Source organism: Pseudomonas sp. GL_090, assembly GCF_057837765.1.
In genome coordinates this window covers 3,532,981-3,550,234 of sequence record NZ_CM174452.1, presented here as the reverse complement: position 1 = coordinate 3,550,234, position 17,254 = coordinate 3,532,981, and the positions used below count along the sequence as shown (strand labels likewise).

The 17,254-nt window shown below is 60.5% G+C and carries 13 protein-coding genes; 10 read left to right on the top strand and 3 right to left on the bottom strand.

Annotation, left to right across the window (positions count from 1 at the left end):
* Positions 1-14: 14 nt before the first annotated feature.
* Entirely contained in the window at positions 15-2,399 is a 2,385-nt protein-coding gene (locus AC3ITA_RS15790) for an efflux RND transporter permease subunit (protein WP_489277778.1), read from the top strand.
* 66 nt (positions 2,400-2,465) lie between these two features.
* On the opposite strand, the gene AC3ITA_RS15785 is transcribed toward AC3ITA_RS15790, so the two are convergent.
* The 3 genes from AC3ITA_RS15785 to AC3ITA_RS15775 all read right to left on the bottom strand — a co-directional run bounded on the left by AC3ITA_RS15785 (position 2,466) and on the right by AC3ITA_RS15775 (position 10,148).
* Positions 2,466-7,358, bottom strand: coding sequence for a dermonecrotic toxin domain-containing protein (locus AC3ITA_RS15785; RefSeq protein WP_489277776.1), 4,893 nt, complete (start codon positions 7,356-7,358; stop codon positions 2,466-2,468).
* A gap of 145 nt (positions 7,359-7,503) precedes the next feature.
* Positions 7,504-8,223, bottom strand: coding sequence for a FadR/GntR family transcriptional regulator (locus AC3ITA_RS15780; protein ID WP_172435374.1), 720 nt, complete (start codon positions 8,221-8,223; stop codon positions 7,504-7,506).
* A gap of 188 nt (positions 8,224-8,411) precedes the next feature.
* Positions 8,412-10,148, bottom strand: coding sequence for an IlvD/Edd family dehydratase (locus AC3ITA_RS15775; protein WP_095944813.1), 1,737 nt, complete (start codon positions 10,146-10,148; stop codon positions 8,412-8,414).
* Positions 10,149-10,342: 194 nt separating this feature from the next.
* On the opposite strand from AC3ITA_RS15775, the gene AC3ITA_RS15770 reads away from it, so the two are divergent.
* The 9 genes from AC3ITA_RS15770 to AC3ITA_RS15730 all read left to right on the top strand — a co-directional run bounded on the left by AC3ITA_RS15770 (position 10,343) and on the right by AC3ITA_RS15730 (position 17,249).
* Positions 10,343-11,650, top strand: a complete 1,308-nt coding sequence (locus AC3ITA_RS15770; RefSeq protein ID WP_150672945.1) for an MFS transporter — start codon at positions 10,343-10,345, stop codon at positions 11,648-11,650.
* A 133-nt stretch (positions 11,651-11,783) separates the two neighbouring features.
* On the top strand, positions 11,784-12,776 hold the full coding sequence (gene araD1, locus AC3ITA_RS15765) for an AraD1 family protein (protein ID WP_489277774.1): 993 nt from the start codon (positions 11,784-11,786) through the stop codon (positions 12,774-12,776).
* A gap of 10 nt (positions 12,777-12,786) precedes the next feature.
* Positions 12,787-14,367 (top strand): aldehyde dehydrogenase (NADP(+)), encoded by a 1,581-nt coding sequence (locus AC3ITA_RS15760; RefSeq protein ID WP_489277772.1) that lies wholly within the window; start codon positions 12,787-12,789, stop codon positions 14,365-14,367.
* Positions 14,368-14,487: 120 nt separating this feature from the next.
* Positions 14,488-14,826 carry a DUF5629 family protein gene (locus tag AC3ITA_RS15755; protein WP_150672942.1) on the top strand — a complete coding sequence of 113 codons (339 nt, stop codon included), beginning with the start codon at positions 14,488-14,490 and terminating at the stop codon, positions 14,824-14,826.
* Complete coding sequence (locus tag AC3ITA_RS15750; RefSeq protein ID WP_489280799.1) at positions 14,819-15,988, top strand: lactonase family protein; 1,170 nt, start codon at positions 14,819-14,821, stop codon at positions 15,986-15,988. The genes AC3ITA_RS15755 and AC3ITA_RS15750 overlap by 8 nt, the downstream gene beginning before the upstream one ends.
* Before the next feature lie 156 nt (positions 15,989-16,144).
* Positions 16,145-16,324, top strand: coding sequence for a hypothetical protein (locus tag AC3ITA_RS15745; RefSeq protein WP_007979950.1), 180 nt, complete (start codon positions 16,145-16,147; stop codon positions 16,322-16,324).
* A gap of 217 nt (positions 16,325-16,541) precedes the next feature.
* Positions 16,542-16,667 (top strand): hypothetical protein, encoded by a 126-nt coding sequence (locus AC3ITA_RS15740; protein ID WP_256589114.1) that lies wholly within the window; start codon positions 16,542-16,544, stop codon positions 16,665-16,667.
* A gap of 115 nt (positions 16,668-16,782) precedes the next feature.
* Positions 16,783-16,995: a hypothetical protein gene (locus tag AC3ITA_RS15735; protein WP_489277769.1), complete on the top strand. Its 213-nt coding sequence runs from the start codon at positions 16,783-16,785 to the stop codon at positions 16,993-16,995.
* Positions 16,992-17,249: a hypothetical protein gene (locus tag AC3ITA_RS15730; protein WP_150724057.1), complete on the top strand. Its 258-nt coding sequence runs from the start codon at positions 16,992-16,994 to the stop codon at positions 17,247-17,249. The genes AC3ITA_RS15735 and AC3ITA_RS15730 overlap by 4 nt, the downstream gene beginning before the upstream one ends.
* Positions 17,250-17,254: the final 5 nt, after the last annotated feature.

Here is a 17,254-nt window from a genome sequence, read left to right as displayed (position 1 = left end):
AAGAAGGCGGAGCTATGACTTCCTTGAGTACTCATCACCAGGACAAGGCGACGTTCCTCGAGCGCCTGATCTTCAACAACCGCCCGGCAGTGATCACGATCTGCCTGCTGGTCAGTATTTTCCTGTTCTGGCAGGCGACGCTGATCCGTCCGTCCACCAGTTTCGAAAAAATGATCCCGCTGGAGCATCCCTTCATCCAGAAGATGATGGAGCACCGCAACGACCTGGCGAACCTGGGCAACACCGTGCGGATCTCGGTGGAAGCCACCGATGGCGACATCTTCTCCAAGGAGTACATGGAGACCCTGCGTCAGATCAACGACGAGGTGTTCTACATCTCCGGCGTCGACCGTTCCGGCCTCAAGTCGCTGTGGAGCCCAAGCGTTCGCTGGACCGAAGTGACCGAAGAGGGCTTCGCCGGCGGTGAAGTGATTCCGCAGAGTTACAACGGCTCCCAGGCCAGCCTCGACTTGCTGCGCAACAACGTGCTCAAGTCCGGTCAGGTCGGGCGATTGGTGTCCAACGATTTCAAGTCGAGCATCGTCGACATTCCGTTGCTGGAGTCCTACCCGGACCCGCAGGACCAGGGCAAGCTGCTGGCGCTGGACTATCGCCAGTTCTCCCACGAGCTTGAAGACAAGATCCGCACCAAGTTCGAAACACAAAACCCGAACGTGAAGATCCACATCGTCGGTTTCGCCAAGAAAGTCGGTGACCTGATCGATGGCCTGGTGATGGTGGTGATGTTCTTCGGCATCGCCTTCGTCATCACCCTGATCCTCCTGCTGTGGTTCACCAACTGCCTGCGCAGTACCGTCGCCGTGTTGAGCACGACGCTGGTGGCGGTGGTCTGGCAACTGGGTTTGATGCACTTCTTCGGCTTCGGGCTCGACCCCTATTCGATGCTGGTACCGTTCCTGATCTTCGCCATCGGTATTTCCCACGGCGTGCAGAAGATCAACGGGATCGCCCTGCAATCGAGTGAAGCGGACAACGCCCTGACGGCGGCACGCCGCACCTTCCGTCAATTGTTCCTGCCGGGGATGATCGCGATCCTCGCCGATGCTGTGGGTTTCATCACGCTGCTGATCATCGATATCGGCGTGATCCGTGAACTGGCCATCGGCGCATCCATCGGCGTGGCGGTGATCGTGTTCACCAACCTGATCCTGCTGCCGGTGGCGATTTCCTATGTCGGCATCAGCAAGCGTGCCGTCGAGCGCAGCAAGAAAGACGCGGTGCGCGAACACCCGTTCTGGCGCCTGCTGTCGAACTTTGCCAGCGCGAAAGTGGCCCCGGTTTCCATTTTGCTGGCGCTGATCGCCTTTGGTGGCGGCCTGTGGTACAGCCAGAACCTGAAAATCGGCGACCTCGACCAGGGAGCCCCGGAGCTGCGTCCGGACTCGCGCTACAACAAGGACAACAACTTCATCATCAACAACTACTCCACCAGTTCCGACGTGTTGGTGGTGATGGTCAAGACCAAGTCCGAAGGGTGCTCGCGCTACGAAGCCATGGCGCCGATCGACGAACTGATGTGGAAGATGCAGAACACCGAGGGCGTGCAGTCGGCGATTTCCCTGGTGACCGTGTCCAAGCAAATGATCAAGGGCATGAACGAGGGCAACCTGAAATGGGAAACCCTGTCGCGTAACCCGGATGTGCTGAACAACTCCATCGCCCGTGCTGACGGCCTGTACAACAACAGCTGTTCCCTGGCGCCGGTGCTGGTGTTCCTCAACGATCACAAGGCCGAGACCCTGGATCGCGCGGTGCATGCGGTGCAAGAGTTCGCCAGGGAAAACAACAAGGAAGGTCTGGAGTTCATCCTCGCTGCCGGTAATGCCGGGATCGAGGCGGCCACCAACGAGGTGATCAAGAAGTCCGAGCTGATCATCCTGATCCTGGTGTACATCTGTGTGGCGGTCATGTGCATGATCACCTTCCGTTCCTGGGCGGCGACCTTGTGCATCGTGCTGCCGCTAGTGCTGACCTCGGTACTGGGCAACGCCCTGATGGCCTTCATGGGCATCGGCGTGAAAGTCGCGACCCTGCCGGTCGTGGCGCTCGGGGTGGGGATTGGCGTGGACTACGGCATTTACATCTACAGCCGCCTGGAAAGCTTCCTGCGTGCCGGCCTGCCGCTGCAAGAGGCGTACTACCAGACGCTCAAGTCCACCGGCAAGGCGGTGCTGTTCACCGGTCTGTGCCTGGCGATCGGCGTGTGCACCTGGATCTTCTCGGCCATCAAGTTCCAGGCCGACATGGGCCTGATGCTGACCTTCATGCTGCTGTGGAACATGTTCGGTGCGCTGTGGCTGTTGCCGGCACTGGCACGGTTCCTGATCAAACCGGAGAAACTGGCGGGGCAGAAGGGCAATTCGTTGTTCGCCCACTGATTGCGTGGTTGTGCCGACACCGAAAGCCGCTGCCTCGAAAAGGCGCGGCTTTCGGCGTTTCAGACGTTATTGATCAGGCACCAGATCCAGAAACAGCCGTTGATCCCGTGGCGGGGTAATGGGGCTGTAGAGGCCACGGATGATCAATTGGTTGTCAGGCCCGGCCTGGGCGATCAGATCCTTGAGGGTCACGAAGCGATGTTCGGGACGCTTGAGGTGGGCAATCGTGTAAGTCGAAGGCGCGCTGTTCGACTGGGCGTAGTGGAAATGGGCGTACCACAGCACCTTCACCGAATTCTTCTCCCGAATGGCGAACTCCGTCAGGTAGTCCTTGGCTGCCGTGCGTTTGAGCGCCTGCACAAGGCCGATGTCTACCGCCTGGCGGTCGCGAAGGTACTCGATGCTTTCCTGCCGGGGGCGCTGCGCCTTGTATCCCTCGATGCAATGTTGCTGGCCTTTGAGCCGGGTGGCGGCAGACGTGTTACGCAGTGATTCAAGTACCGCACTGATGCCGGGGTTGGCAGGGTGGGCCTGTTCCAATTCGCTGGCCAACGTTTCGATCCGTTCGGCCTGGTGTTCCAGCATATCGCTCCAGTCACGGGGGTTGAGTTCATCGCGCCGTTGCGGATCACTGAGCTTTCTTTTCTGAAATTCGATCGAGCGCTCAATGGCCGGGATTTCGTCGATCAGCCGCTGCCCCTCCGTGCGCAGCGCGGCAAACGAACGCGGTTGCGGTGTCGGAGTCGGCCGCACAGGCGCGGCGTCGACAATCTCGACCCATCCCTCATTGGGGTGCTCCATGAACCGACCACTGACTTGAAGGGTGAGCGGGTTTCGGGTGACGATTGTCGCAAACGGCATGCCGGTGGTCGCCGGTTCCAGCTCTCCGACCAGGTCGCCGTTATCCCGCGACTTGAACACCCGTTTGGTCTGCGACGGTGCTTTGACGGGTTTGAAGGCGACGGGCAATACCGGCAAAAATTCGTCCTCGCGCAACAGGTCGGCCAGTTCGGTCTCGGCATTGTCCCGTACGATTTCAAGACGCTCCATCAGCAGCGACATGTAGCGGGGGCGGATCAACGGGGACTCAAGCTCCAGCAGTGAGGTGTTGATTTGCAGGCGCCTTTTGTAGTGCCTGATCAGGTTGATCAGGACGTCCTTGCGCTCCTGAGCGGTAAAGCCATCCGTGCTCAGCAGGTCCAGGTGGGAGTCTTCGAGCGCTGACATGGCGCCCAGACGGTCTTCATGAACTTTGAGAAAGTACTGTTCCTGCGGCGTTTTCGCCTCGACGGTGGTGTCAATGCTCAAGGTGTTCAGTACGTCGAGCGATTCGAGGAGGGCGGTCACTCGGTTGGAGAACCTGCGGTCAGGGTGGCCTTTGAGGTATTTCAGGCGTTGCGCCGGCCCGGTCTTGAAGTTTTGCGCCAGCTCGGTAAGCGCTTCATCCAGTGCGATGATTGCCTGTGCATGTCGCTCGGAGGCGGCGAAGTTGGTTTCCAGAAGGTCGTACATGCGCTGGGCGCCTTCGATGTCATTGATGTTGTATTGCAACTCAATCAGCGACTCGCCCTGTTCGGAAATGAAGCTGGCCAGGTAAAGGGACGCCAGTCGGTAGATCCTCAGTTCATGATGCATCAGGATCGCGCCGTACTCGTCGGTGGCTTTCTGCTCGTAGTCGAAGCCGCTGTCAACGTCCTTGAGTTGGCGATAGGCCTGGATCAAGTCGCGACGGGCCTGGATCAACTGGTCGACGATGACTTGATCTCTTTCCTGCAATATCTGGAAGTTCAGCCGGTTGTGTGAACGCGCAATGACCTTGAGCCGGTGAGCATCGAGCAGAGCCTGGTCCTCGGGCGATGCGCGAAGACGCACACGAGCGGCTCCCAGTTCGTTGTGGGCGCTTTCGTACTGCTTTTTTGCCGCATCCAGTTGCTGGTCCATATCCTTTGCCTGTGTTGCCAGCGTCGATATGATCCCACCGATTCGGCTGACCTCAATGTTGGCTTGATCACGTTTCTTGTCTATTTCCGCGAGTTTGGCTTTGAGTCGGTTTTTAGGTCCACCGCCCTGTAGCTTCAAGCCTGGGTCCAGCGACCATCTTCCTTGTCCGTCAGTCTTGAGCTTGAACCCGGGATGGAGCGGCTTTTGGGGATGAATGATGTAAACGTCGCCGACTCCCGCCACGACACTGACCTTGAACAGCAGCCCTCCCACGGAGGCATGCCATTGGTTGTCGATACGGTACAAGCCTTTGAGCGTTCCGGTTTCGGCGGGGGCGGGAACCGGAACCGGCCAAGCGACATTCAGCTCGAGCAATGCATTCAACAGACGTCGGCCGGAGGAGTCCCTGGCGGTGGAGTGGATGAAATCGACCTGTGTTTTGTCGGCGGCCGGGGGTTCGGCCGGCAAGCCGATCATGCCTTGCTCGATGACAGTCGTGAGTGGGGTGGCATCGAGGAGCGGTCGGCGCAGGTCGGCGAGTTTGAGCGGCGGCTCTACGGGGTGGAGTCTGGGCGCCGACGGATCGGAAGGGTGGGCCCGGGACGGAGCGTGCAACAGGATCAAACCAATGTTGAGCAGCAGATCGACCCAGGCCAGTTCCCTGGCTGTCGGGTCATTACTGTGCAGCGCAGTCACATCGTTTTCCAGGCTGGCGGCCATTTGCAGCATCCAGCCGGCTACCATCGCAGGTCCACGTAGCAGAGGCAAAAGCACGGCGTTGAACAGTAACCAGCCGCCCTCGCGCAGGATGGCCCAACGGCTTTCGGCGTTGGAAACGGACTCTCTGTCAGACAAGTCGATGAGGGCTCGGGCGTTTCTGCCGTAGAGATACTGCGTCAGGTTTCCGTTGGTCAGTGCCTGTGCCAGCGAACCCGGTACTGCGTCGGTGTCAGAGTCTTGCCCCAACTGTGCCGGCTCCGGTTTTTCCCAACGGACGGTGTCGTCCCCCAGGCCAAAACGCAGGATATGAGGGCTGTTGAATCCGTCATGGCTGTAGATCGGCCGGGCCTTGTCCGGCAACCAGTTCAGCACGCTGTCTTGCAGCGCACCGGGTTGTGCAATGGCATTGAACAGCGCTTCACGGCTCGCGAACTGCCGCAATGAGTCCTGGTACACCGGTCGATACAGGATATGCGGCCCGATGGCGATGTCCCGCGGTTCAATGATGAACATGTTGTCGACCACATCGGCGGCGGCGCCCGGCTTGCGGATGAAGGACAGTGCGCGAACGACGATGTCGTTGCCGTCGACGACGCGTTCGGGCGCGTGGGTGTGCATGACAGCCTTGACGTAACGGTAGCCCAGGGCGCTCACGCCGTGCTCGCCCCGGATTTTGTGCTCCAGGGCCTGGAGCGGCAGGTGTACCTTCAAGGCCTGGCCAAACCGCATCTCGCGGCGTTGTGATTCGCTGTTGTCATCGAGCAGCAGCTTTTTGAGGGTTTGTGGATAGCGTTCCCCGATGTTCACCCGGCTGATCAGTCCCTCGGTGCTGCTCAACAGACCTTTTTCACCCAGAATGTAGTCGGGGGTCAGCCACTGCGGGACGGCTTTGCCGGTCTTGTCCGTGATGGTCATGCTGCCGGAGGGGGCAGCGCTGAGATTCTGGATGGCCAGTTCGATCAACGTCATGGGGACGCGGGTTATGAAACCGCTGCCCAGATCGCCTGCCGCCACCTGGAAATTCAGCAACAGATCGTCCGGTTCACAATCGGCGTCGGGATGATCCTTGCGTAACTGATCACGCAAGGCGTTGGCGGTGAAATCATGCAGGTTTTCGATGCCGTCGAGGAACGACTTACCCGCGGTTTGTCGTTGCAATCGCGCTTGCTCGACCAGCCATTGGCGATATTCGGCGCGATCGTTGGCGCTGGCGTCCTTGAGCCACTGGGGCAGGGTCGAGCGAATTTTTTCCGCAGCTTGTTGGCCCGGCACCGGGGCAAGGCTGAAGTAAGGGGTCGGGTCGGTGCTGGCGGCGAAAAGGTCTTCCAATGGGCGAACACCCTGGTCGGCCGGAAGCCGAATGGCGTCCAGGTTCTCCAACTGACACTCAAGCAGCAACGCGGCCTGGATATCGAAGATGTTGCCATCGGGTTCAGAACGCTTGATGACGACTTTGTCGGCGATGAACTGGCGCTCCACCTCGCGGCCCCAGGCCTGATTGAACGCTTCCATGGTCGGGTGTGACTCCAGACGGCCTGAAGCCCGGTACAAAAAGATCTGGTTTCCTTGCACCACGAGCAGGTCCGGCGTCATGAAAGACCTGCTTTCGCCGTTGCGGATCAAGCAGGTTTCCAGGCAATAGGCATGTACAAAACCGTCAGGGTGGGGGATGGCCTGACGCTCCCGGCGGTCAGGATGACGAGCCAGCTCGTAGAGTGCAGCCCTGCACTGTTTTTGCGCCGCCGGAAGAAGGCTGGCCGCGCTGTTCAGACCGGTCGCCAACAGGTCACCCAGCCATTTCCAGCGGGTTGCACCTGTTTCGTCAGCCTGGTTCCAGTAGGCCGTCAGTGCTTCCTGAAAGTGGGTGCCCAGGGTCAACGCCAGAGCCTGGATTTTTTCCTGGATAACCCCCATGTCGGGGCGTTTAGGCCCTTGCGCTTCATAGGTCAGGCGCGAGGGAACCCGGTTGGTGAGGAAGTGTGTGCGACCGTCAATTTCTTCCGTGAGATTCAGGCGGGTGTCGTTGCCCAGATAATCCAGGGCCACATCGATCAACAGTTTGAGATCCCATCCCCCGGTCTGATTCGGTATGGCCAGCCGGGTGATATCCAGATCCACGGCAAGAGGCGGGTAGTGTTCCAGAATGCTGGCTTGAAGGACTTGCCGGGCGACCTGGCGCAGAGTCGGTCGGCTGGCGAATCCAAGGGCGACCGCTTGAGCAGGGGCGTTGCCGGTATCGAGACTTGAGGGAGGGGGCGAGACCGCGCCTGGCGGAGTAATGGCGGATTGATTTTGCATGTCGGATTCCAGTCTGTAGCGAAAAAGATAGGGTTTTCGCTGCCAGAATGGCGAGTTCGTCGGTGGGCTGTGCGGTATCCCGCTACCACCTGACCACTCGAAAAATGTGCCCGGTCGCACGCTCGGCGAGCGGGCGATGTGCAGCTCAGGAAAGCTCGGAGCCGAGCACCACGTTCAACGCACTGCGCGCATCATCGAGCTGCACCAGCGTCGCATGCCGCGCGCCGAGGGCATCACGATTCTCGATGGCGGTGAGGATTGCCTTGTGCCGGGGCAGCGCCAGTTCATGCAGGTTCGGCCGCTGGTTGGAATGCTTCAAGGCTTCGGCGATGGCCACCGAGAGCATGTTGCACAGGTTGGCCAGCAAGTCGTTGTGCGTGGCATCGGCGATTCGGCTGTGGAAGTCCAGGTCCGGCTGCAGCAGCGCCTCCGGCGTCGGTGCGGCTTCCATACGCTGGTAGGCCTCACCGATGGACGCGATGTCTGCTTGCGTGGCGAATTGCGCGGCGAGGGCGGCGGCGGCCGGTTCGATGATGCTGCGCACGCTGGTCAACAGATCGAAAAACTGATTCTGCGGACTGCTCTGCATCAACCAGTGCAGCACGTCCGGATCGAGCATGTGCCAGTCCTTGCGCGGCTTGACCACGGTGCCGACACGCGGGCGGGAATACACCAGGCCCTTGGCAACCAACACCCGGGTGGCTTCACGCAGCACCGGCCGGCTGACCGCATATTCTTCGCACAACAGCGCCTCGGCGGGCAGTTTGTCGTCCGGCAGGAAACGTCCCGAGACGATCTGCATGCCCAGTTCCTGGACGATGCGCGAGTGCATGCTTTTGCGGTCGGAGGGTTTGCGGTAATCCATGGGGAGCGGCGCGGTCCTGTGCGAATAGGTGTCGCGCATGATAGCAGGCGCGGTACAAACTTGAGGTGGGTACACAAACCAAATGTGGGAGCTAGCCCTGCTGGCGATAGCGGAGTGTCAGTCAACATTAATATCAACTGATAGACCGAAATCGCTAGCAGGCTAGCTCCCACAGGGGAAGGGTGGTGTCAGTGGGAGTGACGCGGCACTTCAGCCCCGCGGCAACCGACCAGGAAGTCGAAGTCGCAACCCTGGTCCGCTTGCAGCACGTGGTCGATGTACAGCTGACGATAGCCACCGACGATCAGGTTCTGTGGCGGTTGCAGATCGGCCATGCGCGCGGCCAGTTCGGTGTCCGGAATATCCAGGTGCAAACGGCCGCTGGCGCAATCGAGTTCGATCCAGTCGCCTTCTTTCACTGCGGCCAGCGGGCCGCCGGCCGCGGCTTCAGGGGCGACGTGCAGGACAACCGTGCCATACGCGGTGCCGCTCATGCGCGCATCGGAAATACGCACCATGTCGGTCACACCCTGGGCCAGCAACTTGGCCGGCAGGCCCATGTTGCCCACTTCGGCCATGCCCGGATAACCCTTCGGCCCGCAGTTTTTCATCACCAGGATCGAGTTGGCATCCACGTCCAGTTCCGGATCGTTGATCCGCGCCTTGTACATGTCGAAGTTCTCGAACACCACCGCGCGGCCGCGATGCTGCATCAGTTCGGGCGTGGCGGCGGACGGTTTGAGCACGGCGCCCAGCGGTGCCAGGTTGCCGCGCAAGACACAGATGCCGCCGTCGGCGCGGATCGGGTTGTCGAGGGTGCGGATCACTTCGTCCTCGCCATAGATCGGCGCGTCCCTGGTGTTCTCGCCGATGGACTTGCCATTGACGGTCAAGGCATTCGGGTTCGGGATCAGGTTGGCTTCGCCAAGGCGACGCAGCACGGCTGGCAAGCCACCGGCGTAATAGAACTCTTCCATCAGGAAGCGCCCGGACGGTTGCAAGTCGACGATGGTCGGCATACCGCGACCGATACGGGTCCAGTCATCCAGGTCCAGCTCCACGCCAATGCGCCCGGCGATGGCTTTCAGGTGGATCACCGCGTTGGTCGAACCGCCGATGGCGGCATTGACGCGAATGGCGTTTTCGAAGGCTTCCCTGGTCAGGATCTTCGACAGCTTCAAGTCTTCACGCACCATCTCCACGGCACGCATGCCGGACATGTGCGCCAACACGTAACGGCGCGCATCCACCGCCGGGATCGCCGCGTTGTGGGGCAGGGAAGTGCCCAGTGCTTCAGCCATGCAGGCCATGGTCGAGGCCGTGCCCATGGTGTTGCAGGTGCCCGCCGAGCGGGACATACCGCCCTCGGCCGCGAGGAAATCGTCGATGCTGATGGTGCCGGCCTTGACCTGTTCGCTGAGCTGCCAGACCACGGTGCCGGAGCCAATGTCCTTGCCCTTGTGCTTGCCGTTGAGCATCGGCCCGCCGGTGACGACGATGGCCGGTACGTCGCAACTGGCGGCGCCCATCAGCAAGGCCGGGGTGGTTTTGTCGCAACCGGTCAGCAGCACCACGCCATCGATCGGGTTACCGCGAATGGCTTCTTCGACATCCATGCTCGCCAGGTTGCGGGTGAGCATGGCGGTCGGGCGCAGGTTCGATTCGCCGTTGGAAAACACCGGAAACTCCACCGGGAAGCCCCCGGCCTCGATCACCCCGCGTTTGACGTGCTCGGCAATCTGGCGGAAATGCGCGTTGCACGGGGTCAGTTCCGACCAGGTGTTGCAGATGCCGATGATCGGCTTGCCATGGAACTGGTGGTCGGCGATGCCCTGATTCTTCATCCAGCTGCGGTACATGAAGCCGTTCTTGTCGGCGGTGCCAAACCATTGGGCGGAGCGCAGGGTGGGTTTCTTATCAGACATGATCGGTTCTCTTATTGTATGACTATATTGTTCGAGCTGAGGCGTAACATAAGCGCAAATTCTGCGCTTTGGAAGTGTTGTTGAGTAAATAGTATTACTATATAGTCCGCTCAAACGGAGGGATGGCCCTGACGAATTTTTCGTGAGAGGCGTCCCCCGAGGTTCTATAACAACAACAATCGGAGACCGATCTCATGAGCCAGGAACTGCGGCTTATCCGTCGCATCACGCTGAAACTGATTCCCTTCCTGATCCTGCTGTACCTGATCGCCTATGTGGACCGTTCCGCGGTGGGCTTCGCCAAATTGCACATGGGCGCCGACATCGGACTGGGCGATGCCGCCTACGGTCTTGGCGCCGGGCTGTTCTTCATCGGCTACTTCCTGCTGGAAATTCCCAGCAACCTGATGCTCGACCGCTTCGGCGCACGGCGCTGGTTCGCGCGGATCATGGTCACCTGGGGCGCCATCACCATCGGCATGGCCTTCGTCCAGGGGCCGAACAGCTTCTATGTGATGCGCTTTCTGCTCGGCGCCGCCGAGGCCGGGTTCTTTCCGGGCGTTCTGTACTACATCACCCAATGGTTCCCGGTGCGCCATCGCGGCAAGATCCTCGGGTTGTTCATCCTGTCGCAGCCCATCGCGATGATGATCACCGGCCCGCTGTCCGGTGGCTTGCTGGGCATGGACGGCGTGTTGGGACTGCACGGCTGGCAGTGGCTGTTCATCGTCATCGGCTGCCCGGCGATCCTGCTGACCTGGCCGGTGCTGCGCTACTTGCCGGACGGCCCGCAGCAAGTGAAGTGGATGGACCAGGCGGAAAAGGACTGGCTGAGCGGTGAGTTGAAAAAGGATCTGGATGCCTACGGCCAGACCCGTCACGGCAACCCGTTGCACGCCCTCAAGGACAAGCGCGTCCTGCTGCTGGCGCTGTTCTACCTGCCGGTGACCCTGAGCATCTATGGCCTGGGTCTGTGGCTGCCGACCTTGATCAAGCAGTTCGGCGGCAGCGACCTGGTGACCGGTTTTGTTTCCGCGGTGCCGTATATCTTCGGGATCGTCGGCCTGCTGATCATTCCGCGCAGTTCCGACCGCTTGAACGACCGCTACGGCCACCTCGCCGTGCTTTACGTGCTGGGTGCGATTGGCTTGTTCCTCAGCGCCTGGTTGTCGGTGCCGGTGCTGCAACTGGCGGCGCTGTGCCTGGTGGCGTTCGCATTGTTCTCCTGCACGGCGGTGTTCTGGACCTTGCCGGGCCGCTTCTTCGCCGGCGCCAGTGCGGCAGCGGGGATCGCCTTGATCAACTCGGTGGGTAACCTTGGCGGCTATCTCGGTCCATTCGTGATCGGCGCACTCAAGGAATACACCGGCAATCTTGCGTCCGGCTTGTATTTCCTCTGCGGGGTGATGGTGTTCGGCCTGATTCTGACTGGCGTTGTCTATCGCCTGCTGGAACGCAAACACGTCCTGCCAGCCGATCAATTTGCAGCAAGTGCACGCTAATCCAATGTAGGAGTGAGCCTGCTCGCGATAGCGTCGGCACAGCCAATGTTGTCGGCGACTGATACATCGCTATCGCGAGCAGGCTCACTCCTACAGAGATCTGCGGTGTTTTTGAAGGAATAGGAGAAATTTCATGCGTTTGGTTCAGTTCGAATTGAGTAACGGCGAACGCCGTGTCGGCGTGATCGACAACGGTCTGGTCCGTGAAGTGCAGGACGCGCGCACCGTTCGCGATCTGGCACTGGCGGCGATCGAGGCGGGCGCAAGCCTTGAACAACAGGTGCAAGGCCTGGGGCTGGGCATCAGCCATGACTATGCCGAACTGCTGACGCAACGGCGCATCCTGCCGCCGCTGGACCATGCGGACCCGGCGCACATGCTGGTCAGCGGCACGGGCCTGACCCATCTGGGCAGTGCGTCGGCCCGGGACAAGATGCACCAGCAAAGTGGCGACGAAACGGCGATGACCGACACCATGCGCATCTTCAAATGGGGCGTGGAGGGTGGCAAACCGGCAGCAGATCAAGCCGGTGTGCAACCGGAATGGTTCTACAAAGGCGATGGCAGCATCGTCGTCAGGCCGGGCCAGCCGTTTCCCCTGCCGCCGTTTGCCGAAGATGCCGGTGAAGAGCCGGAGATCGCCGGCCTGTACGTGATCGGTCACGACGGCAAGCCGTATCGCCTGGGTTTTGCCGTGGGCAACGAGTTCTCCGACCACGTCATGGAGCGCAAGAACTACCTGTACCTGGCCCACTCGAAACTGCGCAGTTGCAGCTATGGCCCGGAACTGCGGGTGGGCGAGTTGCCGCAACATCTGGCGGGCACCAGCCGCATCCTGCGCGACGGCGAGGTGCTGTGGCAGAACGAGTTTCTCAGCGGCGAGGCGAACATGTGCCACAGCCTCGCCAACCTCGAATTCCACCATTTCAAATACAGCCAGTTCCTGCGCCCGGGGGATGTGCACATTCACTTCTTCGGTACGGCGACCTTGTCTTTTGCCGACGGCATTCGCACGCAACCGGGTGACGTGTTCGAGATCACTCAGGCCGAATTCGGCGCGCCATTGATCAACGGCATCGCACCGGTCGCAGCGGCTTTCGCGCCCGGCACCGTCGGCACACTTTGAGGAATTACCCATGACCCGGACCCTTGGTCACAACTACATCGGCGGCCAACGCAGCGCTGCTGGCAACGTCAAATTGCAGAGTGTCGATGCCACCACCGGTGAGGCATTGCCCGACGACTTTTATCAGGCGACCCCGCAGGAAGTCGATGCAGCGGCCAGCGCGGCGGCGACCGCGTACCCGGCCTATCGCAGCCTGAGCGCGGAGCGGCGGGCGCAGTTTCTCGAGGCCATTGCCGATGAACTGGATGCCCTCGGTGATGATTTTGTCGCGGTGGTCTGCCGCGAGACGGCGTTGCCGGCGGGACGGATTCAAGGCGAGCGTGGACGTACCAGCGGCCAGATGCGCTTGTTCGCCAAAGTCTTGCGTCGCGGTGATTTCTACGGCGCACGAATCGACCGGGCATTGCCGGAGCGCCAACCGTTACCGCGTCCGGACCTGCGTCAATACCGTATCGGCCTGGGACCTGTGGCCGTGTTCGGTGCCAGCAACTTTCCGCTGGCGTTCTCTACCGCTGGCGGCGATACCGCGTCGGCGCTGGCCGCCGGGTGCCCGGTGGTGTTCAAGGCCCACAGCGGTCACATGGCCACGGCTGAATGGGTGGCTGACGCGATCATTCGCGCCGCCGAGAAAACCGGCATGCCGGCCGGCGTGTTCAACATGATCTACGGCGGTGGCGTCGGTGAGGCGTTGGTCAAGCATCCGGCGATTCAGGCCGTAGGCTTCACCGGTTCGCTCAAGGGCGGTCGAGCCTTGTGCGACATGGCGGCGGCCCGTGCGCAACCGATTCCGGTGTTCGCCGAGATGTCGAGCATCAACCCGGTGATCGTGTTGCCACAGGCGTTGCAGGCGCGGGCTGATACCGTCGCCCGGGACCTCACGGCGTCGGTGGTTCAGGGTTGTGGCCAGTTCTGCACCAATCCCGGTCTGGTGATCGGCATTCGCTCGGCGTCATTCGCTGCGTTTGTGCAGCAAGTGGCCGGGTTGATGGGTGACCAGCCGGCGCAAACCATGCTCAATGCCGGAACCCTGAGCAGCTACGGCCAAGGCTTGCAAAAACTGCTCGCGCATCCGGGGATCGAGCACCTGGCCGGCAAACCGCAACAGGGCAATCAGGCACAGCCGCAGTTGTTCAAGGCCGACGTCAGCCTGCTGCTCGATGGCGATGAAGTGTTGCAGGAGGAAGTGTTCGGTCCGACCACGGTAGTGGTTGAAGTGGCAGACCATGGGCAACTGATGGCCGCCTTGAACGGCCTGCACGGCCAGTTGACCGCCACCGTCATTGGCGAGCCGGAAGACTTCGAACAGTTCGCCGGGCTGACGGCGTTGCTGGAACAGAAGGTCGGACGCATCCTGCTCAATGGCTATCCGACGGGCGTGGAAGTCTGCGACTCGATGGTCCACGGCGGGCCTTACCCGGCAACGTCCGATGCCCGCGGTACGTCGGTGGGCACACTGGCCATCGATCGTTTCCTGCGCCCGGTGTGTTTCCAGAACTACCCGGACAGCTTGCTGCCGGATGCGCTGAAGAACGGCAATCCGCTGCGCATCCAGCGACTGGTGGATGGGCAATCGACCCGCGAGGCGTTGTAGCGGCTGACCACAATCCCTGTAGGAGCGAGCCTGCTCGCGATAGCGGAACATCAGTCAACATTTAAATCGACTGGACTGCCGCCATCGCGAGCAGGCTCGCTCCTACAGGGGAGGTGGTGCATGAGCTATCATTGCGTTTTTCTCATTCAAAGACTGATTGCCATGACTGCCCCAACCGACACCTTGCTCAATGCCCTCGAACACTGCGGAATGGTTGAGATCGACGGCCTGCATGCCTTCGAATTCGCCCTCGACGAGTTCGATAATCTGCACATTGAATGCATGGATGGCCGTGCGGCCAAACACTGGGAGTTCACCCCCGCGCAGGTCCAAGCCGCGACCTTCGATGCCCCGCTGCAAAGCTGGTTGATCACCGGTGACTCGGGTGAACACCGTTTGGTGTGCCTGGGCGATGTCGTCAGCGGTGACAACGAAGATGACGACCAAGGCGATGCGTAACCTCTGGCCACTGTTGATGGCTGGCAGTATCGGTGCGATGGGGATTCAGGCTGCATCCGCCGACGACTATCAACTGCTGGTGGGCTCCTACACCGCCGGTCAAAGCCAGGGCATCTACCGCCTGGCGTTCGACAGCAGCACCGGGCAGATCGATGCCCGGCCCCTGCAAGTGATCAAGAGCGAAAACCCGTCGTGGCTGACCCTGTCGAAGGACCAGCGACAGCTGTTCGTGGTCAACGAAAACGGTCCGGGCCAGACCGATCCGGTCGGGCGCGTCAGCCGTTTCGCGATCGATCCCGAGACCCATGCGCTGAGCCTGATCAGCCAGGTGCAAAGCCTGGGCAATGAGCCGACCCATTCGAGCTTGAGCATTGATGGCAGCCATCTGTTCGTCAGCAATTACTCGGTGGCCGAAGACCCGGGCGGCACCCTCGCGGTGATGCCGGTGGCGGCCGATGGCACGCTCAAACCGGTGGTGCAGTTGAGCAGCCACCCGGCGAGCCGGGTCAATCCCGAGCGGCAGGCCTCGGCTCACGTGCATTCGGCCATCCCGTCACCGGATGGCCAATACGTGTTCGCAATCGATCTTGGTGCCGACAAGGTGTTTGCCTACCGCTTCGACCCCAAGGCCAACCCGGAGCTGCCGTTGACCCCGGCCACCCCGGCATTCGTGCAGCTGCCGCCGGGCAGCGGGCCGCGTCACTTGCTGTTCAGCGCCGGTGGTAAACACGCTTGGCTGACCCTGGAAATGAGCGCGCAAGTGGCGGTGTTCGATTACCACGACGGCCAACTCAAACAGACGCAGATCGTCGATCTGGCTGCCGGGCAACCGGTCTCGGACAAGGCTGCGGCGGCGTTGCATGCCTCGGCTGACGGCAGGTTCCTCTACGTCAGCAACCGTGGCACGGCCAATCAACTGTTGGTGTTTGCCATCGACCCGGCCACCGGCCACCTCCGTGAGCTGCAACGTCGGGCGGTGGAGGGTGATCATCCACGGGAATTCAGCCTCGATCCGAGTGGCAAATTCCTGTTGATCGCCAATCAGAAGAGCAACCAGATTGTCGTCGTCGAACGCGACGCCAAGACCGGTCTGCTGGGCAAGACCGTGCAAAAGCTGCCAATGGACGCCCCGAGCGACCTCAGGTTTCTTCTGCGTCAATAAGCCGCAGGCCCCGGTTGATGGGGCCTGTCCGCTTTTATCAATGACGCTGATATCTGGTACTGCTACAAAGCATTTCAAGGCACGAACCCTCGAGGGTTAAGTTTGCTTCACGGCCCCACCGGGCAAGCAAGCCAACTGAATCCGAGGAATACCGCCATGAACTTCAACATCTTCTCTGTCATCGCCGCTTCCGCCATTTCCGCCACCGTTGCGCTGCCAGCCAGTGCCAACGTTGAAATCAGCGACAAAAAAGCCCACACCCAGAGCTACACCCAGAAGTACCTGCAACAGAGCGCCAACTTCTACGCCGCGCTGGATCACAAAACCCAGGCCTGAATGCCCATCCCTGCCTTTATGCAGGAGCGAAGTCACTGATGATCGAAGACCCTGATGTTGAAACACGGGTGTTGAAAACGATCAGAGTGATGTCGCTCCTGCATAACGCATTTGCGACAGCATCACTTTGCCATCAATGTCGCACTTGATATCACATTGCCATGCGTTTAAATTGACGCTGATTTTTTGACTCCTCCTCACGGCAAGGATCGGCAGCATGGTGACGCGTCTGGCATTGGTAGTTCTTTTTCTCTACTCAACCCCCATTCTGTCGGCGGTCGACCCTGTTCCGAGTGAACCGGACGCTGCCCGCGAACGCTTGATGAGTTTTATTGAAGACTGAAATAGATTGGCTTAATGATCAATGAAGCTGATGGTCACTATGGATAACCCTGAGTGGTTACCCAGGCTTTTTTGATCGATTCTGTGGGTATTGAAACATGCCTGCGGAGAACATCATGGCCAGCGCAATTCTCACTTCTGCCAAACACGGCGCCTATGTGGCGATCGGTCTTTACCTTGCCATGGTGCTGCTGGTCAGTCTTTCAGCCCAGTCGCAAGTCACCTTCGAAGCACCGATCCAGGTCGCTCATCCCGGCATTCAGTTTGAATACCGTGCGCAAAACGCCGGCGTTGATCAGGCTGAACTCGCGGGAGTCGTCGGCGCATGAAAGGGCACAGACTCTGGGTCATCGCCTTCCTGGCGTTCATGACCAACGGATCCTCCCTGTTGGGGATCGGCCAAGGTTCGGCGGGCTCGGTGGCACGCGCCATCGAAGCCAACCACAACATCGCCCGCAACATCGAAAACGCCAGTGCCCAGGGGATGTTGGCCGGCAATCCGCCGGTCAGGACTGAAGGGGTGGTTTTCGGGCCGTTCCAGGTGGATTGCTCGGCGATCGGGATGTGTGGGGTGTTGGCGTAAGTGCC

Bases quoted from the DNA above. Each gene is read 5' to 3' on its own strand.
- AC3ITA_RS15735 (WP_489277769.1), top strand. From the start codon at position 16,783: ATGGCCAGCGCAATTCTCACTTCTGCCAAACACGGCGCCTATGTGGCG.
- AC3ITA_RS15780 (WP_172435374.1), bottom strand. From the start codon at position 8,223: ATGGATTACCGCAAACCCTCCGACCGCAAAAGCATGCACTCGCGCATC.
- AC3ITA_RS15740 (WP_256589114.1), top strand. From the start codon at position 16,542: ATGGTGACGCGTCTGGCATTGGTAGTTCTTTTTCTCTACTCAACCCCC.
- AC3ITA_RS15790 (WP_489277778.1), top strand. From the start codon at position 15: ATGACTTCCTTGAGTACTCATCACCAGGACAAGGCGACGTTCCTCGAG.
- AC3ITA_RS15755 (WP_150672942.1), top strand. From the start codon at position 14,488: ATGAGCTATCATTGCGTTTTTCTCATTCAAAGACTGATTGCCATGACT.
- AC3ITA_RS15760 (WP_489277772.1), top strand. From the start codon at position 12,787: ATGACCCGGACCCTTGGTCACAACTACATCGGCGGCCAACGCAGCGCT.
- AC3ITA_RS15775 (WP_095944813.1), bottom strand. From the start codon at position 10,148: ATGTCTGATAAGAAACCCACCCTGCGCTCCGCCCAATGGTTTGGCACC.
- AC3ITA_RS15785 (WP_489277776.1), bottom strand. From the start codon at position 7,358: ATGCAAAATCAATCCGCCATTACTCCGCCAGGCGCGGTCTCGCCCCCT.
- AC3ITA_RS15750 (WP_489280799.1), top strand. From the start codon at position 14,819: ATGCGTAACCTCTGGCCACTGTTGATGGCTGGCAGTATCGGTGCGATG.
- AC3ITA_RS15770 (WP_150672945.1), top strand. From the start codon at position 10,343: ATGAGCCAGGAACTGCGGCTTATCCGTCGCATCACGCTGAAACTGATT.
- AC3ITA_RS15730 (WP_150724057.1), top strand. From the start codon at position 16,992: ATGAAAGGGCACAGACTCTGGGTCATCGCCTTCCTGGCGTTCATGACC.
- araD1 (WP_489277774.1), top strand. From the start codon at position 11,784: ATGCGTTTGGTTCAGTTCGAATTGAGTAACGGCGAACGCCGTGTCGGC.
- AC3ITA_RS15745 (WP_007979950.1), top strand. From the start codon at position 16,145: ATGAACTTCAACATCTTCTCTGTCATCGCCGCTTCCGCCATTTCCGCC.